The organism is Vibrio kagoshimensis, from assembly GCF_050337535.1.
Taxonomy (GTDB): domain Bacteria; phylum Pseudomonadota; class Gammaproteobacteria; order Enterobacterales; family Vibrionaceae; genus Vibrio; species Vibrio gallaecicus.
This window is the reverse complement of sequence record NZ_JAKJSZ010000018.1, coordinates 28,319-50,721: the sequence shown is the minus strand read 5'-3', so window position 1 is coordinate 50,721 and position 22,403 is coordinate 28,319. Positions and strand designations below refer to the sequence as shown.

General features: G+C 41.5%; 17 protein-coding genes. 15 read left to right on the top strand and 2 right to left on the bottom strand.

From position 1 onward, the window contains the following. Positions 1-76 precede the first annotated feature (76 nt). Positions 77-2,428, bottom strand: coding sequence for a TonB-dependent receptor plug domain-containing protein (locus L4C37_RS16790; protein WP_429769237.1), 2,352 nt, complete (start codon positions 2,426-2,428; stop codon positions 77-79). A 515-nt stretch (positions 2,429-2,943) separates the two neighbouring features. Between L4C37_RS16790 and L4C37_RS16785 the strand changes: the two genes are divergently transcribed. From L4C37_RS16785 to L4C37_RS16755, 7 genes are all read left to right on the top strand, one after another. Further along, the gene (locus L4C37_RS16785; protein ID WP_429769236.1) at positions 2,944-3,687 is read left to right on the top strand and encodes a DUF3450 domain-containing protein; all 744 of its coding nucleotides are present in this window, start codon (positions 2,944-2,946) and stop codon (positions 3,685-3,687) included. Between the two features lie 2 nt (positions 3,688-3,689). Continuing rightward, positions 3,690-5,039, top strand: a complete 1,350-nt coding sequence (locus L4C37_RS16780; RefSeq protein WP_429769235.1) for a MotA/TolQ/ExbB proton channel family protein — start codon at positions 3,690-3,692, stop codon at positions 5,037-5,039. Further along, the gene (locus tag L4C37_RS16775; RefSeq protein ID WP_429769234.1) at positions 5,033-5,545 is read left to right on the top strand and encodes a MotA/TolQ/ExbB proton channel family protein; all 513 of its coding nucleotides are present in this window, start codon (positions 5,033-5,035) and stop codon (positions 5,543-5,545) included. Before L4C37_RS16780 ends, L4C37_RS16775 begins: the two co-directional genes overlap by 7 nt. Beyond that, complete coding sequence (locus L4C37_RS16770) at positions 5,535-5,939, top strand: ExbD/TolR family protein (protein WP_429769233.1); 405 nt, start codon at positions 5,535-5,537, stop codon at positions 5,937-5,939. The genes L4C37_RS16775 and L4C37_RS16770 overlap by 11 nt, the downstream gene beginning before the upstream one ends. Continuing rightward, complete coding sequence (locus L4C37_RS16765; protein ID WP_429769232.1) at positions 5,914-6,573, top strand: energy transducer TonB; 660 nt, start codon at positions 5,914-5,916, stop codon at positions 6,571-6,573. The genes L4C37_RS16770 and L4C37_RS16765 overlap by 26 nt, the downstream gene beginning before the upstream one ends. Positions 6,574-6,577: 4 nt before the next feature. Continuing rightward, positions 6,578-7,759 carry a tetratricopeptide repeat protein gene (locus L4C37_RS16760; RefSeq protein WP_429769231.1) on the top strand — a complete coding sequence of 394 codons (1,182 nt, stop codon included), beginning with the start codon at positions 6,578-6,580 and terminating at the stop codon, positions 7,757-7,759. 433 nt (positions 7,760-8,192) lie between these two features. Then, positions 8,193-8,978, top strand: a complete 786-nt coding sequence (locus L4C37_RS16755; protein ID WP_137375307.1) for a substrate-binding periplasmic protein — start codon at positions 8,193-8,195, stop codon at positions 8,976-8,978. A gap of 49 nt (positions 8,979-9,027) precedes the next feature. Here the strand turns inward: L4C37_RS16755 and L4C37_RS16750 are convergent, their stop codons facing one another. Then, the gene (locus L4C37_RS16750; RefSeq protein WP_429769230.1) at positions 9,028-9,777 is read right to left on the bottom strand and encodes a phage tail protein; all 750 of its coding nucleotides are present in this window, start codon (positions 9,775-9,777) and stop codon (positions 9,028-9,030) included. 537 nt (positions 9,778-10,314) lie between these two features. Between L4C37_RS16750 and L4C37_RS16745 the strand changes: the two genes are divergently transcribed. The 8 genes from L4C37_RS16745 to L4C37_RS16710 all read left to right on the top strand — a co-directional run bounded on the left by L4C37_RS16745 (position 10,315) and on the right by L4C37_RS16710 (position 22,393). Further along, the gene (locus L4C37_RS16745) at positions 10,315-10,515 is read left to right on the top strand and encodes a hypothetical protein (RefSeq protein WP_429769229.1); all 201 of its coding nucleotides are present in this window, start codon (positions 10,315-10,317) and stop codon (positions 10,513-10,515) included. Beyond that, positions 10,512-12,284 carry a thiamine pyrophosphate-binding protein gene (locus L4C37_RS16740; protein WP_429769228.1) on the top strand — a complete coding sequence of 591 codons (1,773 nt, stop codon included), beginning with the start codon at positions 10,512-10,514 and terminating at the stop codon, positions 12,282-12,284. Before L4C37_RS16745 ends, L4C37_RS16740 begins: the two co-directional genes overlap by 4 nt. Continuing rightward, positions 12,272-14,011, top strand: coding sequence for an FAD-binding oxidoreductase (locus tag L4C37_RS16735; RefSeq protein WP_429769227.1), 1,740 nt, complete (start codon positions 12,272-12,274; stop codon positions 14,009-14,011). The genes L4C37_RS16740 and L4C37_RS16735 overlap by 13 nt, the downstream gene beginning before the upstream one ends. A 387-nt stretch (positions 14,012-14,398) precedes the next feature. Beyond that, a complete protein-coding gene (locus L4C37_RS16730) occupies positions 14,399-18,475 on the top strand; it encodes a protein kinase domain-containing protein (protein ID WP_429769225.1) in 4,077 nt (1,358 codons plus the stop codon). A 15-nt stretch (positions 18,476-18,490) separates the two neighbouring features. Beyond that, positions 18,491-19,408, top strand: a complete 918-nt coding sequence (locus tag L4C37_RS16725) for a hypothetical protein (RefSeq protein WP_429769224.1) — start codon at positions 18,491-18,493, stop codon at positions 19,406-19,408. Between the two features lie 68 nt (positions 19,409-19,476). Further along, positions 19,477-20,715, top strand: a complete 1,239-nt coding sequence (locus L4C37_RS16720) for a YcaO-like family protein (protein ID WP_429769223.1) — start codon at positions 19,477-19,479, stop codon at positions 20,713-20,715. Further along, positions 20,712-22,052, top strand: a complete 1,341-nt coding sequence (locus L4C37_RS16715) for a TfuA-like protein (protein ID WP_429769222.1) — start codon at positions 20,712-20,714, stop codon at positions 22,050-22,052. Before L4C37_RS16720 ends, L4C37_RS16715 begins: the two co-directional genes overlap by 4 nt. Next, entirely contained in the window at positions 22,049-22,393 is a 345-nt protein-coding gene (locus L4C37_RS16710; RefSeq protein WP_137375316.1) for a hypothetical protein, read from the top strand. Before L4C37_RS16715 ends, L4C37_RS16710 begins: the two co-directional genes overlap by 4 nt. Positions 22,394-22,403: the final 10 nt, after the last annotated feature.

Here is a 22,403-nt window from a genome sequence, read left to right as displayed (position 1 = left end):
TTTCACCAAAAACGACAAGGCAACCAGTAGCTGAAAACCACTGGTCACCTATTATCAAAAAATTAAAAAGAAGTGATTAGAATTCGTAACCTAGCTCAAGCCAGAACTCACGACCTGGGGAGTACATGCCGTAATCGCCCTGTCGATTCGCTTTTATTTCATCTTTACGAACTTGGTCAAGTACATTTAGTACGTCCACTTGCACGTACGCAGAGTGTGTGCCGAATAGGCTTGGTTGGTAGCGTAATCGGGTATCCCATTGAGTATGAGTGCCATATTCATAGTGACGATACGCTTCAATATTATTGCTATCAGTAGACAGATACTCATATTTATCAACAGGTGCTTTTATGTAGACTTTGTTCGCCCAAGTCACATCATAGCTAGGGATTCTCATATCAAGACCAAAACGGGCAACCCACTCTTCTGTGTTGCTATTTACCTCTTTTTCCATTTGAGCTTTGGTCGTTAACTTGCCATCAAAGATGACTGTTTGGTTAGGATCCTCGATGTCAGATCTATCTGTAACCAAATAATCAATACCCACAGTTGTGGACCATTGAGTAGGACCAAGTACCCATGGAAGGATGTTGGTGGCTTGAAGTGTATAAGTATCGGTTGCGAAGCTTGAGCCGTTGTAATAAGTATAAATTCTCTTATTACCGTCTCTAGTTTCATTATGTTCTATCGTGTTTCTAAAGTTGCGATACACATAGCCTGCTGATACAAGGAAATTCCCAGCCACCTGATCGACACTAAAGCTGATTTCATCTGAATACTGAGTATCTAGATTTTTAATCGACTCGTAATCTCGCGTTTCATCGCCATTCAACTTTAAAATTTCGCCAGCAAGTTTCATCATTGCAAACGAGCGACCATAGTAACGGTTAGCGCCCAAATTCACCGTTGTATCATTTGTTGCAGTCCAAGAGCTGCTGAAGCGATAGGCAATATTGGTATTTTCAAGGTAGTCATCTTGATCTACACGAATACCTGGTCGGAATGTAAAGTCATTCCATTTAATAATATCTTGAGCATAAAATGCGTAATCTTGATAGTCGGTAGAGACAGTACCTTTACTCGCAGTGCTCGTGCGGTCGTCGATTACCATACCGTAGAAGTAAGTCACGATTCTCTGAGTTGCATCCTCATCACGGTTAAAATCAAAGTCCGTTTTTCGATAGCTCGCACCAATAGAAGGCAAGTGAGAAGTACCAGCTAACTCCATACGATCGAAATCGTAATCCAGTTTCAATTCGACATTCTGTTGAGTCAGTTGACTATCTCCATAGCCACCTTCCTCATAGTCCATATCATTATCTAGGTCACTTGTTACAACAGCATAAGTAGAATTTGATTCGCGCTCATCTTGAAACTTATCGTAGATAGCCGTCGCTGATATTGCCCCAGAGCCAAGACGTTGATTCCACTTGATAGTTGAACCATAAGCCAAGTGTGTATCTTTTACGTTTCCGTCCAAGTTAGTTGCATAGTATTTCCCTTCTTCATAATCAGATAGACGAAATCCAACTTCAAGGCTGCGGTCAACACTTGGTATCCAATTAAAATTAGCGAGGAAGTTATCTGACTGACGAGTATGATCCCTAAAATCAGTATCTCCGGCTTTGTTAATTAAACGCTTCTGACTAATGTCTGATTCACGACGACTAAAGCCAACAACCATGCCTATATCGTCTGTTAGGGACTGTTCAGCCATCACGCTGAAGAAATCTTTCTTGTAATCAGGTTGATATTCTGCGCCATACCCATTTGGAACAGCGTTTTCTAAATCAGATTTAATATTGCTATCAACTTGCATTTCAGCCCAATCAGATTGAGTTGTTCTATAGTTCAGTCTTACACGATCTTCACCGCTATACTTGCGCGTTTTGGCATCAATAGCACCACCCGTAAAGCCACCTAAGTGTGCTGGAACATTAGATGTGTAAACTTCTACACCACCTAATAAATTCGCATCAAAGTAATACGCTTGCCCTGAACTAACGCTAGGAATAGTGCCAGCAGTTCCATCAAACAAACCAGATAAAATACCGCTTGGATCAAGATCATTATTGACGTTTGCACCATCAACAAGATAAGCCGTTTGTGATGGTTCTGCGCCATGAATAGACACAGAAGCAGGTTTAATTTCACCACCTTGAAAACCATTTAAATCACCACCAGCAAAACGCACATTTGGGTTATCTTTTAAATAGTCCGTTAAGTTCCCGTTTGATGACGGTGTATCTTTAATGTCATCAGCATCAAGCGTCTGTTTAGTTGAAAGATCATCATCTCTCGTATCGGTTACATTAACGGTAAGATCAGTTTGAGTATTCGATGGTTTTTCTGTTTCTGCATAAACGCTGGACACAGAACAGAGCGACGCAATGGTCACGGCGAGGATAGTTTTATTAAAGGTGTGCATTTCAAAAGTTCTAAGTGATAATAATTATCATTAATACTAACAATAAGTCATTCAGGAAGTAAATCCCACTATGGAAACCTATTACCTTAGAATAATGCACTGCAATATCAGTTTTATTAATAGAATATTAACATTCAGAGAGATTATGGAATATCAGTAACCCTTCCAAAACCTTTATACATAAGGATTTAAGTGATAACTAATCCTATTTAGAATAAAATATCGTACACACTTTATTACAAACAAATTGTTAACAATGATTTTTTATAAAAAATTCACTTTTGTTAAGGCAATCGATAAAATGAAGGTTGGCGTTATTTAAAATAAATTTCCATCCCCCTTAAAACAAAATCAATATAAATAATTTTTATTTAATTATTAATCAAATAGTTAACCAACAAAAATATCCACAACTTTAAAAATATCGCTTTCTTTATAAATAAAAACGATTATCATTCTCTGGTTTTTAGTGTTGCTCTCAAGAATAGCACCAACCAACTATAGCAATAAGACTGATGATTCCATTTCGATTTATACCTTTAGTAATATTCTTAATATCACTGCAAAATGTATCTTTTGCAGAATCAACAACTAGTCATAAGATTCAAAAACAAACAGGTTATATTGAATCATCTTCCACGATTCAGAAGCACGTAGAAGCAATCGACGACCAAACTCAGCTTCAACGTGAAATAACAAGAAACTTGGATCATGAGATAAGGCTACAAACGCGCTATCAAAGCCAACTTCAAAGACAGCTAGAGCAATTAGAAAGTGTTGTTGATGAGTTAGAGAGTGAAATGAGTAACATTCGCCAAACAAAAGTGAATTTGTACCCTCTACTGGAAAAGATGGTCACTACCTTAGAAAACTTAGTAAGAACCGACCTACCATTTGATAAACGACAAAGGCTTGAGCGTGTTGAACGCCTCAATTTAGATTTAGATAACCCGCAAATGAGTGAAGCCGAAAAACTTGAACGTATTCTGATCGCGTATCAGACAGAGATCCAATACGGGACTCAAGTAAAAACTTGGTTTGGTCGCTTGACCCCAACTCAAGAAGTTCAATTCATCAGAGTTGGACGTTTAGGCTATTACTATTTGTCGCTGGATACCTTAACTGCAGGGATGTGGCTCGCAGCTGATCAGAAATGGGGAGCACTAGGTGCTGACGAAACTGCGCAGATTGAACAAGCTCTCATCACTCTCAATGATGGCGGCACTTATCCAGTTATCACACTTCCAAAGGCGCAATAGTCATGAATACATACTCTTCGAAGTCCTGCTCTTCATTTCTATTAACTGTATGCCTAATAGGGGTGTTCAATGTCGGTTCCGCGATAGGAGCCAGTACCACAACGTTACCAAACAACAGCCCTAGCGAAACGCTGCAAGGTATCTTTGAACGTGTTGAGCGCAGTAACAAAGATGATGTTCGACGTTATGAACAACTAAAATCTCGTAAACAAAGCCAGTTATCCGAAGTCAATGAACAAGTCAGTTCACAGCAATTTAAATTAAATGAACTCAACGAAAACAATGCACGACTTGAAGAAGATATTCTTAGGCTGCAACAAAAATTACGAGACAAGCAAAAACAAGTTGAAGCCGCTCGATCTGGGATCATTGAAGTAATAGACCTGACGTCTGCTCAGCAAAATAACTTTATCGCGAATAATCAACCTTTGGCGACTTGGTTTAATAGCCGTATGCCTAAGCCAATAGAAAAAAGTGATTTCAACATCACAACAATTAATACGCTTTGGCTTACGATGATTCAGCAAATTTCGGAATCGAGTGAACCAAGAGAATATATAGGCGATATATTATTGCCTAGCGGTAAAGTTGAACGTGCTTCAATTCAGCAAATCGGAGCATTTAGCCAATTTTCCAAAGACTTCGGCTGGTTGAGCTTTGATGGTGCCCGTCAGCAATGGCAACAAATCACACCACACCCCCAATTTAACCGCACACCAGATCAATGGGTTATCGACCCTAACTTTGGTTTGGGTTTTATCGCATCGGCAAAACAGCCTAAGTGGTACGAATTTTATAAGCCCGCTGGCATTATTGGTTTACTTATTACCTTCATTGCAGTGATTGGATTTTCTATCGGCTTGGTTCGCCTCATTACGCTGACTAAAGAGAAAAGAGCGGTAACCCACCAAGCCAGCAGGCTGAGTGCACTCTCAAATGGGAACATTCTAGGGCGAGTACTCATTCAGCTTAAAGAGTGCGCGACCGAACAAGAAATGGAAGACGTGGTTGATGCAAATATCAGTCGCGAAATGCCTTGGTTACACAAAGGCATAGGAACATTAGCAGTATTGGCAGCCATTGCCCCTCTTATGGGGTTATTAGGTACCGTTGGCGGCATGATCGAGACATTTTCGGTGATAACTGCTCAGGGCGTAACAGATGGGGATCTACTTTCTGGCGGTATTGCCGAGGCACTACTCACAACCAAACTAGGGCTTCTTGTGGCTGTACCTTTACTTATCATCCATTGCTTAGTTAAAAACCAAGCACAACAACTTGCCGAAATTTTAGAATACCAAGTCACCAGTTTAGTGGTCGATATTCGCTACGGAAAACGTGAGCCATGTTAGATCAACTCATCAATGCTCGCTTACCAATAGACCACCCTATCATGTGGTTTATTGGTTTTATATCGCTTGTAATGTGGGGGCTAATCATTCAGTGCTATTCACGTCTGCGTTCGCTGAAACATATCGATTTATCTTCGCAAATTGAAGTAATACTGACTCAGTACGCCAACATTAGTTCAACTGAACGTAACTATTTACGGCAGGGTTGGGTAAGCCAAATTAGCCAGTACCTCAGCGTAGGACTTAGCGAAATTCGCTTATTTGTTCGCATTCTTCCAATGCTTGGCCTGCTTGGCACTGTCGATGGAATGATGGCTTGTTTTGAGCAACTCAATAGTAACGATGTACTCAGCGCCGTCTCGAATGGTATTAGCCAAGCTATGCTAACGACTTTAGCTGGCTTGCTTGCCGCCCTATCAGGTATGTACTTGGCTTATAACCTAAAAAGACAGCATCAAAAGCTCCTCGGCCACTATTCTAATCAATGGAAATTCCATGAAAATTAAATCTTTCACCGATAGAGAGGAATCACCTCAAGTCGACCTGACTCCGTTGATTGACGTCGTGTTTATTCTTCTGATCTTCTTTATTTTATCGGCCAACTTCCAAAAGGAATCAGCTATAGAAGTGGATAGACCTAGTGCCTCTAGCTCTACATTAAAGTCCGAATCAAAAACACTCACTGTCAGTGTCGATCGCGAGCACAATATTTGGTTTAACGGACAAAACATCAACCTAAGCCAATTACAGTTTCAAGTAAAAGCACAGTTAGTAGGTAACAAAACGACGAATGTCATTATCAATGCCGACCGAAGCTTAGATACCGGTACACTTATCTCCGTAATTGACACACTGCGCTTATCAGGGCTAACTAATGTTGCTATCGCTACCCAAGACTAGTACAGCAAAGTTGCTCGCTATTTTACTGATGACTTTACTCATCAACATGTTGTTGGTCGCTCTTTTGCACGTATTAATCTCAACACACAAAAATCAAAAAGTTCGTCCATTACATACAACGTATGTTCAAACAATTTCCTCTCAGAAAAAGCAAGAGGAACCGGCTATAAGCAAGCCCATTGTTGCAACCTCTGCCCCGACTTCCGCGCCTAGCCGCCCTGCTTTAATTAATTTTGCTATACCAGATATTGAGAGCTTAGTAACACTGCCAGAAGTGACATTTAAGCCAAGTGATGAAATTGATATCCACCTAACGTTTGATTTTTCTTTTTCTGGGCAAGGAGCACAACAAGGAAGTGATTTTCAGTCGAACGTGGTAATGGCAAAGCCGACTTACCAAATTCCACCAAAGTATCCTACAAAAGCAAAACGTAACGGAATAGAAGGTCACATCACTTTCTCTTTATTAATTAATCAGCAAGGCGAAGCGATCCAATATGAGGTTATTGAAGAGATACCTAAAGGGGTTTTCCTTCGTTCGTCGTTAAGATCCGTCATGCGTTGGAAGTTTGTGCCACCACAATCTGGCGAACAATGGCAGCAAGTCACTGTCAATTACAGCCTAGAGGGCTAATATTATGAAAAAACTCGCCCTACTATGGTTAGCTTTGGTTAGCTACATTACGCATGCAGAAGTAGACATTAAAACTTTTGAGCGTTACCAAAAACTCAGCCACTTTCTCGAACGTGACAGCATAAGTATCGATAGTTTTGCTCGATTCCACGATAACCATCAAGCTGCAAATTCAGAAACTAAAGAGCTTACTAAGAGCCTTTATTTGCAGGCTTGTTTAAAGCTTGAAATGGTAAGATGCGCACTTGATAGAACGAATGAACTTTTAAAGATCACGGAAAATCTTGCTAACAAAGAGCAACTTTTACGCCTTTCTGTACAGCTTAACTACCAAAACCAGCGTTACTTTGATGCGTTGGATAGATTCAATACATGGCGAGACTTGCATGTTTCTGAATCCGTCGCCTTAAAGCCCACACTCACGGCATCACAAACCGCAGCTATTTACACCATTGCCGGGCACAGCACTTATCACATTGAGCAATGGCAACAAACTGTAATGATAATGAAAGAAGCAATAAGGTTAGATGCAACACAGCAGCATTATCAACTTCTGCTTGCCAGCTACCAACGACTTGAAGCTTTTGGCAAGGAGCGGGCTTTGCTGTTCAAGGTGACAGCGCTCTACCCTAATCAAGACAAGTACTGGTCTCGATTGGCACAATCCAGTGTCCAACACGGAGAAAAACGTCAGGCGATCACGGCTCTTTCTGTCGTTAATAATTTAGGAAAACTCTCGGAGCAACAGCGCATTTTATTAGCACAGCTACAGCTAGGTACTGACACTCCAGCCTTGGCTTACCAGACACTTAATGGCTATACGCCATCAGCAGAATATAAAGATAAGGCTAATACTTTAAAGCTACATGCTTTACTGCGATCACGCCAACAACACGAAGCGATGCAACTTCTAGAGTCACTTTCTAGCCAGAGCTCATTGGCAACAAGAGCTCAATTAGCCTATGCAGAACAGCGTTGGGAGCAAGCTATCCCTCTAATAAATAAGCTTCTTACTCTTCAACCTAAAAACAAACGGTGGCAACTCTTACAAGCAATTGCTCATTTTGAGTTGCACCAATATAACGAAGCCAAACCATTGCTCACATCTTTAGTAGGTGGGAAATTCGATAGTTCAGCCAAACAATGGCTTGCGCAAATCGCCTACTTGGATGATGCCCAGCAGTAAGAATGTGAAAACAAAATTCAAACGACAACATCCAAATTTTCAGTAAAGTCGTCGAGCTTACATAAAGTAGCTGAGCAATGTAGCCAAACCATCCAGTTAATGAACTAGCCTTACAATGCCCAAGTAGCAATTCAAGTAGTTCAAAGGTTTATCTTCCAGTACATTTACACAACAATGTAGATAGGCATACAGATAACATTTATGGATGTTTCGAGAGCAACAAAAATCCACTATTCGCTTCATTTCATTACAAATAATATTTACTATAGCGATTAATACATTAACCCCATCAATACTAGAGATACCACTGAGTAATGTAGATTAATAAACTATGAGGGGTATCTTGGGGAAGCAGTGCTTAAATTGGTATAACTATATTGCAATATAAACACTCTATACTGACATACATAGATTAAATCTAGGGAAAGAACCAATGCATTATCTCTTCTTAATACTAGTCATGTTTCTGAATCCTATTGCTGCACATGCCTCCTCAATAAAGACGATAAAGCTTGCTTACTCAGACATTGAATCCTTTCCATTTCAAATGGGCAATGGTACTTCTGTTGCAAAACCACCTGGTTTATCTATAGATATTCTAGAGCACGCCGCGACTACACTAAACGTTAACATCGAATATATAAGACTGCCGGGTAAAAGAGTACTTCATCATATGAAAGCCAACCAGGTGGATGGTGGGTTCATTTTTTCTTACAACCAGAAACGTGCTAAGTATGCGGATTATCCGGTAAAAGACGGACAAGTTGATAGCACATTACGCATCGCAACATTGGATTACTTTTTTTATAAGCTGAAAGAGCAAGAAGTAAAGTGGGATGGTACAAAGCTAGAATCTGTGGGGAATAGACCTGTTGGAGCTCACAACGGCTTTTCAATCATCAATAAATTGAAAAAAAATGAAATAAGCACGCTTGAAATGGAAAGTACCGATCAATTGTTCGCGATGTTGAAGAAAAGACGAATCGCCGCGGTTGCCATTCAAAGCAACATAGCCGACAGTTACATTAAAGAAAATGAACTGTCTAATATCGAAAAAATCACTCCCCCTATCTCAACAAAATATTACTATCTCATCTTCAGTCATAAATTCACAAAAGAGAACCCTGAGTTAGTCCAAAAAATGTGGAAAGCCATAGGTAAAATTCGGGATGAAATTATAGCCCGCAACATGAAAACTTACTTATCAGAAAGCAACTAATATGAAGTGTAGAAACCTGAGCGCTATACTAACCTGAGCTAAAAAATAGTTACGGTCTAGGAGGATAAAGTCCAAATACCGCAATACAATGAGTTAAGCCAACGTAAGGTTGTCGGTTTGTAAACTTCTCATCCTTTCCTGTTGAATCAACCTTACCTGTCATGAAGTTGTTTTGATTGAACTGTAACTTACCCGCACCTGTGCCAACCAAATTTGCCCCTTGCGCACTATCTCCGTTCCCATAGATCTTAGCGTCTTCATTAGCACTCATATTATCTTTACCTACCGTGTGCAAGAAAGTTTCTCCGCTCGCTGGTACTTGATTACTCGTTCCACGATCAGCAAAGAGAGGGATTTCCACGGCGACATCGACATTAGCATTGCTTACATTCATTACTACACCATTACCAACGTTATGAGTATGGGCCGGTAAATTATCTTCCGTGAGGTTGATTGATTCATGCCCTCCCATTTCCCCAAGTTGAATCAAACTTAAACTAGGGCCAGTACCTACACCAACCGCAGTACGACCTCTCATATCTGGCAACTTAAAATTGACTCTGCCATCTCCACCGAAATTAGTCCCCAGAAGAGAGAACAATGCTGTGTAGTCATCGATATATAAAAGTGCGCCGTCTGCTTGCATATAATAGGAAGAGGGACAGTAACTTGCAGCCGTCACACACATAGACCCTATATATGGTTCAGAGCTGCATCCCGCCGATGCACTTCCAGGCGAGAACATGCCAATCATTACAGCTATTGGTGTTAGCTTAAATATCCATTTATTGATGCGCATTCGAGATTCCTTGATATAGCTCCGTTGATCAAAAAACCTTATCCCTTTGCTGATATTGCGCAGACACGATGGCTTATAGAAAGACAACCGAAGACTGTAGATCTGGTTCAAATAGTCTTCATCGTATTTAATAGGGTCAGGTTCACGATACATTACGTTCCTTGTTGGTCTAGCTATTAGCAGACCGTCTAACCTTTAGGAAACGTACATTGTTCGCGCTTTCAAGGAATATACCGTCCGATAATCTTCAGAACTATTACACGATATTACACATCACGATTTAGAGGCTAAGGTGCTTTCTGCTTTTCTGCTTCGTTGCTTTGTCGCTTTAATCCTTTAATCCTTTAATCCTTTAATCCTTTAATGAGATTGGTAGCCATGAATTCAGCAAGTTTACTTGGCTTGTTATCCTGCTCTTCTCTCCTCAAAAATTGCAACCTGAACCTCACATTCCCCAAGCTGTAATAAGGTGTAATGGAATAACAAAACGCCTGCTGTACATTTTGATGTTCATTGAAAAGGACGGATAGAATCGAAATGAATGATGATCTTGATATTGCTATCGTTGGGGGAATTGATCCATTTGGAGGAGCTTGGCATGAATGGAAAGCCAACCATTTCTCCGTTGATTGCAGAGCATGGAATTGTTCGGTTAAAGCTTCAACTGACCAGTTGAATACTTACTCCGACACACTCAATAAAGTCACAGAGTGTGCTTATGAAGGGAGTCAATCATGAATACTCAATGGATCAGTGTTGCCGATTACTTATTGTTACGTCTTAAAGAGCTAAACCTTGATAAAATCTTTCAAGTGCCTGGCGACTATGTAGAAGAATTTATAACAGCCTTAGAACGTTTCGAGGGTATTGACGCCGTTGGTGACGTAACTGAACTCGGCGCAGGTTACGCTGCAGACGGATATGCGCGCTTCAAAGGTATTGGTGCGGTCTCAGTCCAATATGGAGTCGGTACTTTTAATGTATTAAATGCCATCGCTGGTGCCTACGTTGAACGAAACCCAATTGTTGTCATCACAGCCAGCCCCTCATTAAATGATAGAAAAGTACTCCAACAAACCCACGCACGGTTTCACCACTCAATTGGCATTCCCGATTGTGACAAAACCATTTTTGAACACGTTACCGTTGCTGCGGAAATACTTAGTCACCATGTTAATGCTCCAACACAAATCGATAGCGCCTTAGAAGCCGCTCTGCTACACCGACGTCCAATATACCTTGAAGCTTGGCAAAACGTCTGGGGAGAATTAGTACCGCCCCCACGTCAGCCATTGTCACAAATCACGCTTGCTCCTTCCAAAGCGATGCAAACAAATTTAATAACCGCAATAGAGCACCAGCTGCGCCAAGCAAAACGCCCGCTGCTTATGCTTGGGATAGAGCTTTCGCGTCTTGGTCTCCAGCAAGAAATCACGACACTCATCGAAACATTAAATATTCCGTATACGACCACTGCCCTAGCGAAATCACTGATAAGTGAAGCTCATGGAGTAGGAAAAGAGAATTTTATTGGAACATATTCTGGAGAGGCGTCCAGACAAGCTACGCAAGACATAATCGAAGAGGCTGACTTTATTCTAGCGTTAGGCGCTATGTTCACTGACGATTACCTCCCCCTGCTTCAACACAAACAAGATCAACTCATCAGAGTGAATATGAGTGATGCACTAGGCGAAAAGAATGACCCTTATTTGCAGGTTAGTTTAACCGATACTATTGACCAGTTGACCTATGGCTTCAAATCGCCTTCTCCAATTACTAACTGGTGTCCTACGTTACTTAACGATAATCGACTTCCTTTCCCCGAACATCATGAGAAAATCACTTATGAAGGGTTCTTTTCAGCCTATCAACGGGCACTTGAGCATAACGATACTATCCAAAACAGTAACCTCATATTAGGTGAAAGTTCATCGCTAAATATAGCTGCGCGTTTGTCCGGATTTAATGAAAGCCATTTTATCTGTGACGACGCATGGGGATCAATCGGTCATGAAACTGGCTCCGCACTCGGTATTTCTATGGCGAGCCAACGCCAAAGTATTGTGGTTACTGGAGACGGCGGGCTAATGATGATGTGCCAAGCTCTGTCCACGCTATCCAAACATCATTCTAATAGCGTAGTTTTTGTTATGAAAAACGATGTTTACGCCATTGAACAATCATCTGTTGATAGCTGTGCATTAACATCAGGCGACCAACTTGCCCCTTTTAACGATCTCCCATCATGGAATTATAAAGCGCTAGCAGAGGCGTTTAACACTGCATATTTGCATGTTGAAACTGTCGGGGATTTAGACAGTGTTCTTGACAAAATATCGGTTGAATCCACTCAACCAACTTTAGTGCAAGTCGACATAAACAAACCCGATTTAGCACCTGAGACTCGATCCATCGCTGGGTCGGTCACCGAGCAAGATATTAACGAGTGCCCAATTAACAACGCGCAGCATACTTCAGTTGAGGAACCGTCATGGACGATATGAATACACAATTCGATTTATCAGATACACCGCATGAGCAATTACTAGAAGCACAACGTCTCATGGCAATATATAAAAACAACGCTGCGCGCTATGCCTATCAATTATCCCTACTTGGTGTTGATAAAAACCAGATTTTAGGATCACATCGTTCCCAACCTTCTCAGAGCCCTGGGTTAAGTAAATATCAAGCTCAAACACTTATCTTTAATACTCGGCTTATTGCTTACCCATCAGTGATTGTCATGTGCAAAAGTGAGTCAGACGTAATCACAGCCTATCAATTAGCAGTGAAGTTTAACTTACCCGTTAAAATACGATCCGGAGGACATGATCACGAAGGAGAATGTACGGGGAATGATGTTGTTCTATTAGATTTAAGTGGATTAAAGAGAATTAGCGTGAAGCAAGACTCCAAAGGTTATCTTGTTCGTATTGGTGCCGGTTATCGCTTCTACCAGCTGGTGCCTCTTTTAGCCGACACAGAAAATGGCACACGCCCAGCACTAACCATACCTCATGGTACTTGTGCGACGGTTGGGCTGGCTGGTTATATTCAAGGTGGAGGTTGGGGACCATGGACTCGCTTGCACGGCATGTGTTGTGAACATTTGATTGAGGCAAGGGTCCTATTAGAAAGCGGAGAATTGGTGGTTGTGAACGAAGAACATTATTCAGATCTACTCTGGGCGCTTCGTGGCGGTGGAGCTCTGAGTTATGGCATTGTTTTAGAGTTTACACTGCGAGCTTTTGAGATCCCTGATGAAATTCATCGTTTTGAATTGGATTGGAATACACAAGAAGTAGATACAGGACAGGCATCAACTTACAGCGTTTTAGAACAATGGGAAAACACAATTAACGATAAAAGCACTGTCGAGTTAGTTGGAACTAACCTAAAAATCAACGCGATCCCCTCCACGTTCATTACCGAAAAAGAGTGCATTAGAGATCTCCAGCACCCCAGTACTATGTACGGATACTGGAATGGTAGCGAAGAGAAACTAAAACAGTTTGCGAAACAAAATTTTTCAACGGGTAGACTTAAGATTACGGGTACTGACAGTAAACACCGTTATGATTCTTCATTAATGGGGCACTGGGCGAGAAACTCACTGTACGATGTGAGGCGCTTATCGTCGGGTCCCAATCAAAGTAAACCATTTACCCCTGATTTTGATTCCCCTGCCCCACACAAAATCACATCGAAAGTCGTAGCAGAAAAGGGGCTCGGTGACCTTGGTAAAGAGCAATTGATCCAATCATTAACGTCGAGCCTAGTTTTCGAGGACAATGAATCACTGGGACTGTTCTGTTACGTCACTCTAGGCGCTATTTCAGGGCCATTTTATGCAAAAGACACCAACGAAACAGCCAGTAAGCGGGTAGCTTTTCCCTATGCAACTTCCCAATACACAATCCAATACCAAACTTGGTGGAACGAAAAAGTATACGAAGTTGAAAAAGGTCAACATAACCCTGTATACAATTATGTGAACAGAGCTTTAGATTGGATGGAAGTCTGTCGAGACACTCATATATGTGGCACTAGAGGCGCATTTATCAGCTTCAAAGACAGCTCAATCCCAACACGAGAGTATTTTCAACAACATTACCAATCGCTAATTCAGACCAAAGAAAAATACAGTGGTCTTTGCCAAGACATCCAACCAGGCTCAGCCTCAGATATAGGTTATAACCATTTGCGGTCACGAAAAACGATTTACTGACACTCTCAACCTATTTAAGTAACCCTATGGCTACCCAGAATATTATTGATATCAAAACAACGTGCTTCGATAAAACTGGGGAGCCGATTACCCTAATCAACTTACTCTATTACTCTATTAGCCTGTTTAGCCTAAAAGGCAGTTAGCAATAGACGTCTTAATACAGCAAGGCATTCGCGTTTATTCATGGTTAAAATGACTAACCGCTCTTTACCGCATCACGCTCTACTGAACTCCCCCTAAGAAAGAATACAACCCAAGTCACGGAAATATAAACATTGATGAATACAATATGAAGGATCCATCAAAACTAGTGATAATAAATATCGATACTCATCCTGAAGTACTAGACTGATATTCCTAACGATGGCATTCAAGAGTAGGTACATGATTCAAAAAGAAGACACGACGGACACAATAGAAGCACGCTTTCACTCCCAGCATTACACTTTACTAGAGCAAATAGGCGAAGGTGGATTCGGAAAAGTCTATAAAGCGCTGCAACTCAGCACTGAAAAAGTCGTCGCGATAAAGTTTCTTACATTAACAGGAACTGAATGCCCTCAGAAAAGACAGAAAAAAATTGCTCGTTTTAAACGTGAATGCGATTTGGTTCGTCGACTCAACCACCCCAATATCGTATCTCTCCTAGACAAAGGTCAGCAAGGCGAGTGCCTTCTATACGCTGTATACGAATTTGTTGATGGTACAACATTAAAGGAATATATCGACTCTCAAGGTCAAATAGCGCCAGCAGAAGCCGCTGAAATTATGGCTTGTGTACTTGACGCATTAGCTCATGCGCATGAACTTGGCATCATCCATAGAGATATAAAACCCGCTAACATAATGCTTTTCAACGTAGGTGCAAAGCAGCATGTAAAAATCCTCGATTTCGGGATCAGTACGCTCAAAAATGATGGGAAACATTCTGACTTTCAAACATTAACATTGAGTGATGAAACTCTGGGTACACCTCAATACAGTGCGCCAGAACAATTAAGAGGCGAGCCATCTTTACCCCAAACCGACGTTTACGCTTGGGGGCTCGTATTTCTAGAATGCCTCACCGGCACTCCCACGATCAAAGGCAACAGTGCTGCATCAATTTTTTATCATCAACTTAGCGCTGCCAACATCCCTTTAGGAACCCTTGCTGGGCATCACTCTGCACAGTTCTTTAGACGAGTACTGCATAAGAAAGCGTTAGAACGCCCTGGCAACACTATTGATTTATATCGTGAATTTCGTAGATTCAATTTTTCAGACCTAGTACCAACTGCATCGCGCGCCCCATCAACACAAGCTTTGTCGTTACAGCAAGAATCAATAACACAAACTGGTTTTTTATCATCCACGAGATCACAATTCACGGAGCGCAAGGAAATCACCGCACTGTGTATCATTCTCTCGGAAGACAGAACTAACTCCAACGAGTCCGCACACGATAAGCAAGACATCGCCGAGATGCTTTTATCAGATCATCACCACCAGTGTGTAGATATCGCACTTCGCTATGGAGCCACTCAGGTTGGAACCGTTGGTGATACAACGCTATTTTATTTTGGCTACCCAGTAGTCAGTGATAACGATAGCCGACTCAGTGCAAGAGCTGCGCTGGATATATGGAACAATCTTCATTCTAAGCAAGCATCGCTCAGTGAACTGCATGACATTAAATTCGAACTTAGAATAGGCCTGTCTAAAGGGATGATGAGAAGTATTGATGGAGCAATACCAGAAGGTCGCGTTTCAACCGAAGCTATGGCTCTGGCGCGAAATGCTCAACCAGAGGAAATCGCTTGTTCGCCTCTGTTTAAAGACATGCTCAGTCATCAACTTTTATTTGAGCCAATTAGGAACGATTCAACACCCGCGGCACCTTATGGATACAGGCTTAAAGGTGAACGTTTATCTGAAGCCTTCTCATTTTTACGTAAATCACAATCAAACAATGCGATTTTTGGTCGGCAAGAAATCCTTGAGAAACTTTTGCTTTTAAATCGTCCTTACGGTCAGTATCAACTCTTTCATATTTACGGTGAAGCTGGTATCGGTAAGTCTCGTTTACTGCTTGAGCTAAAAGAGTGTTTAAGTCATACCAATGTCTTTCCTCTACAGTGTCTACCAGAATTTCAAACCAATGCTCTTTATCCCTTACTCAACTTTTTTTCGACCCATTTCGACCTAAATGGTGAACATGCTGAGTACAATTATAAACATGCAATAGACTCGCTATCACTTTCACCTTTGGAAAAAGAAAGAGGTTCCGCCATTCTATGGGCATGGTTACAGCCTTACTCAAACTTATCTCGTCACAGTGAAAAAGAATTCCAGCAATCTATCTCTAACCTTTCGCTTAGCCAACAAAAGTCGTATCTTTTTTTAACTTTATCCCACCTTCTACAGTTAGCCTGTAGTGAGGGTCAAGAAGCAAATGGTAAGGGATCATGCCTATTTGTTTGTGAAGATCTCCATTGGTCTGATGCTACTACGTTAGAGTTTATTCGCTATTTAGTTGAAAGCTCGAATTACATGAGTCAGCCCTTTCGCTGGCTAAGCACTTCACGAACACAGCACCCAGATGAATTCAAGCAGGCGAAGATTTTTGAGATAGAGCTCAGTTCTATCTCACCGATAGAATGCCATCATTTAATTGAACATTTATTCGATAACATGCCCATTAGCGACAGAGTGAAACAACTGCTCACCACAAGAAGCGACGGGAACCCACTCTTTCTTGAAGAATTGGTGCTCTATGCACAAAAAAATGGGCTTGTTAAGAAAGTGAATGGTCATATTGACTTCGTTGTATCAGAGCCCGAATCGCACGTGCCAGAAAACCTTAGAAGCTCCTTGCAACAAAAACTCAATGACCTGACCTTTGCAAAAGACACAGCACAGCTTGCAGCTGCCATAGGTCGAACTTTCAGTAATAAGTTAATTCAGCAAGCTTCAGATAAAAATACAGGTCAAATTCAAGCAGATTTAGATGAACTGCAACGAACCAATATTATATTTATACAACGCAGTGTTGAAGGGAGTCAGTATCAATTCAAACATGCTCTGATACGTGATGCCATTTATGAAAGTTCAACGACACAGCACAAAAGTCATCAACAGCTCGCCAATGCTATGGAAGCTAACATTGCCGAAACAGCTTACCCTTCAGCTTTAATTGGGGATCACTGGGCAAAGACACTTTCACCAAGTAGAGCTACACCTTATTACTTAAAAGCCGGAGAGCAGGCAGCCCAAGCATCCATGGTAGATGATGCTATTCAATACTTTGAAAAATCGCTAAAAATATCATTACACGAGAATGAAGAGGATCGTTTTAATTCGGATAAACTCTCAGCACTTGTTGGTCTTGGTGATAACTTAATCCGTTTGGCCAAACACGACGAAGCACGAGCTTACTACTTAGATGCTCTTCAAGAGAACAAGCTAGGCGATGCTTTAGTCAGTGCAAGTTTGCATGTTAAGTATGGTAAATCTTTAGAAACCCATCATTTACATGCTCAGGCGCTAAAAAGCTATGAGCAGGCTGAAACACTGCTGAATACCAATACTGTTAAGAACACGCGCTGGTATAACACTTGGTTAACCATCCAACTGTGTCAGTTATATATTTATTACTGGCGCAATAAATTGCCAGAGATGCAGAACGTACTCCATGTTATCGAAGCACACCTTGACCACTTTAACGATCCGCTCTCACAGGCTCAGTTTTATGACGCAAAACTACAATTTGAATTACGGAACAATCGTTACGATCTGAGCCAGGAACAAATCGACTTAGCTCAACAAGCTTACGATGCCTCATTAAAAACAGATGATCATCCACTGCAAACACACTGCTTATTTAGTTTAGGGTTTACATGCTTGTTCAGCCAACAGTATTCCACGGCGAAACAGCATCTTTTAGCGGCACTAGAACACGCCAACGAAAAAGCAGATACGACACTTAAAACCCGTTGCCTTGCCTATCTTGTTGTGCTTTTCCGACTGCAAGGCGACATCGATAATACCCGTATTTATTTAAAGCAAGCCCTCTTCTATGCTCGAGAGTCTGGAATGGATGACTACGTCGCTATCGCCAGTGCAAATGAAGCTTGGCTCACTTATAAACAAGACGATTTTTCTGGTTCTCAAACGTTCATTGAAGAAAGTAACCAGATTTGGAAGGCGTTATCCAATGAGTTTCCATTCCCGCTACAGTGGCTAGCTTTGCTCATTGAACTTGAACTACTCGCTCACGCTCAACCCGACAAAAAAAGAGATAGCGCTCAAGAGCGCATCATTGCCGTGGTCACAACGTTGCTAGATAGCAGCCAACATGCCCTTCCTCATTCCGTCGTTAATCCACTGAAGGAAATAATCAACGATAGAAGCAACCACGAATACCATCAACAATTGGTAGAAAACGCACTAACAAATGCAAAAGCGCTAGGTTATTTATAATTAAAAGGACAAAATATGAACAATCCATCCATAGAAGAGCTTCAAAAAAGACTGAGCCCTTACATCGATGATCAAGGACAACTTACCCTACGTTCACAAGATATTTATGTGATTAGGCAAAATGGTCACCAGGCAACGCTGATCAATCACAAAGACTATACTTCTGATGCGATGAAATGCATTGAATGGTGCTACAGCCCATCCGATTACCATTTCTTTTTTGGTTCTAAAGTCGAGGATCAAAAGCTCCAACAAATCAATATAATGGGACCAGCGCTGACTAAAGTCTTACCTTGGAACCTAAGTAATGCTCAATGTCCACCGGATGTTAACATTACCGATTTGGAGCCAGGTTACCTACTCGACCTGCGCGTTTTACAGCTTAATCGATTACGAGCTCCTTTACGTGAATCGCCCCAGCTTGATGTCGCTAGAGACACCCCTATCAGCAAATTAGACCCGAGCTCTACCGCACCAATTATAAAGTTCGTTAATGACCACGTTCCTTTATCAGAGGTCAAACAACTTAAACAACCAGTTCCTGAGAACCTCTATATCGTTTCCTATGTGAATCCACTTTTGGTCAGAGATGACAATCAATTTTACCCATATCACATTCACTATTTGAGCCTAGATAACTTGAATAGTTTAGAGACATTGAACCTCGAACATGGTGCAGAAGACGACCTCAATCAATTACAAGAAACGATCGAGGAATTAAAAGCCAGTATTCATCGTCACCAAGATGATCTCATACCTTATTTAGACACGATAAAGCAAAACAGTGACACACTAACCGCACAATCACTGGCTCGCTATTATCGTGATGCTGGGGTTCAAGTAGGGGCTGTTAACCCTAAGGATTTACAGGAAGAAAGCCTACTTGTTGGCACAGTTTGTACCGTTGCCAATCTGCAAAGCTTCTTGAAATAAAACGCGGTTAATACGAAAGGAGCCAAACCATCACTTGGCTCCTACTCTTTGTCATGGAAGGACAATGAATGAGCTATAAAAGACACCAAAAAGGGTCGCATCGTCTGTGTTCTCCACAGTCCACTTTCGACAAAATATCGCCTTTTTTTAAAGAAATGGGAATCACCCGCGTTGCCAATATTACAGGGTTGGATCGTATTGGCATTCCAGTTGTCACGGTATGTCGACCTGATTCTTGTGCCATTTCCGTTGCTCAAGGAAAAGGCTTAGATTTAATGTCTGCAAAAGTGTCTGGAGCAATGGAAGCGATTGAGACTTATCACGCTGAACACATCGATTTACCACTAAAGCTAGCCAGTTATTCTCAGCTATCGAACAAGTATTCAGTACTAAATGTCGATGGCTTACCCAAGTTAGCGTTCAGCCAATTTTCTCCGCACGAACAACGCCTATGGGTTGAAGGAATTGAGTTGTTCACTCAACTAGCCACTTATGTTCCTTATGAGGTTGTGCATTGCAACTACACGCTTCCTTTACCCACTGGCAGCGGTGCTTTCGCAATGAGTTCAAACGGTCTTGCTTCAGGTAACAGCATGGATGAAGCCATAGTGCACGGTCTATGTGAGGCGATAGAACGCGATGCTTTAGCATTATGGAAAGTAGAACAACGCTATTCGAACCATCCAGAAACCAATCAATTAGATCTTAAAACAATCGATGATGAAGATTGCCTAGAGGTTATCAACCAATATTATCAGGCGGGCGTTAATGTCCAAGTTTGGGATATCACAACCGATATTGAGTTACCCAGTTTTTATTGCCGTATCGTCTCGGAAACATCGCAAAACTCAGACCAAGGCCCATCCTATCCAGCTTTCGGCTCAGGTACTCATCCTTGCAAATCCATTGCTCTTTTACGGGCGTTAACAGAAGCTGCGCAAACCCGATTAACCATGATCTCTGGTTCTAGAGACGATATTAACGCCAATGCCTATCAACGCCTTGACTCAGAAAAGGAGGAAGGAACTCCGCTAAACCCGCCACCTCATTTACTGAGAAACTTTAACGATATTCAGTCTTGGAGCAATCAATGCTTTAAAGAAGACATTAAGCTGATTACAAGCAAACTTAAGCAAGTCAACCTTGTTCAAGCCGCCTTTGTAAACCTTGAGAAAAGTGAATTTCAAATCCCAGTGGTCCGTGTAGTCGTTCCAGGGTTAGAAGGCATTGATGAGCTGCCCGGCTATCAAATGGGAACACGAGCATTAGCCATCAAAACCTTGGCAAGTTCAGGAGAACAAGCATGAGTGTGATTATTTTTTCAGGACCAACACTTAGCGCACCTGACATTAAAAACATTTTGAAGGCTGATTGTCGACCGCCCGCCAAGCAAGGTGATATTTATCTAGCCACCTACGACCAACCTAATGTTATTGTTTTGATTGACGGCTACTTTGAAAATGTCCCGGCTGTCTGGCACAAAGAAATACTCTACGCCATGTCTATTGGTATCAAAGTGTACGGTTGTTCAAGCATGGGTGCACTAAGAGCTGCCGAGCTTGCACATTTTGGAATGCAAGGTTTTGGTGACGTATTCGAAAGCTACTACACTGGTGTTCTGGAAGATGATGATGAAGTGGCATTGATTCACGGACCTAAAGAGCTTGGCTACCCACAGGTATCGACTCCAATGGTCAACATTCGCGCTACCCTAGAGCAAGCTGTAGAAAGAACAATACTTAACCAACAAGAGTCGGACCACCTTATTGATTCAATAAAACAGCTTCATTATCCAAAGCGTTCTTTCTCCGTACTTCATGACTACGCAAAACAATACTTGGGCGACACAAAAGCTCAATCATTGCGTGAATTTACAGAAAATCATTCCATTGATATAAAGAAACGTGACGCAGTCACACTTCTCAAACAGCTTTCTGAGCGTCCAGAACTTCTGCATCCCCTCAAAGCTGAAAATAGACACCGTTTTATACCGACTGATGCTTGGGAGAGATTAGTTTCTCAATTAGATCACCAAAGAAAACTCTCCACACATTTCATGACAACAGAAGAACTCCACCGAGAACTAAAGTTAGATGGTTGCTTTTGGGATCTGAAACAACAGGCTCTGTCCCGAAAAAGCGCGTTGAGAACAGCCTCTATTCACAACCCAACGATTTCGGATAAACAAAAGCAGAGTGCCTTACTTGAACTGGCATTCAAACAATCCGCTTACACAAATCAAGACTTAGATTTTGAGCATTTAGCTACTTGGTTAGCATCACAGAACATCAGTACTCATGATTTTGAAACACTCGTATCCAATGAGTCTCTATTCGCGTGGCTAAATGATAACCATCAGTACTTTGATAGTGAACTCATCGATCTATTAAAGCTCAATCAGCGCTATTCAGACTACCAGTCTCGAATCACATTTAAACGTGACACTCAGCAACTCTCTTTATCAGAACTAAATATTAATGAACAACAGCTATGGGGCTGGTTTTTTTCTACCAAACACTCCAATAGCCCCACGCATAACCCTCAAGATTTGTGGCCAATTCTTGGTTTTACATCCTATGAAGAATTAAAAACCGCCACCATGCATGACTATCAATTTTACCTACAATCAGGAAATCACTTATGAACTACACACGAAAATTAACCCTTATTGCATCCTTGAAGATTGACCGTGAACAGGAAGAGGAATTCATGGAGCTAGCGAAGTTAGTTTTCCCCCCACTTGCCAGTGAAACAAAGTGGCAACTGACCTCACTCAAGTCATTCCCAGAAGAGAATGTGCAAACAATAAATATCCAAAACCTATGGCGAACAAATGATGAAACGGCAGAACAAGTAGAGACCGGGCTCCAACGAGCGATAGAAACGCTTACTCAGAATGTTGCTGATTATCAACGACAGCTCGAAATGTTAGACGCATTAATTGTTGAAGAAACCATTAGCTATGCCACTGGCTATACCATTTAACGTCATATAA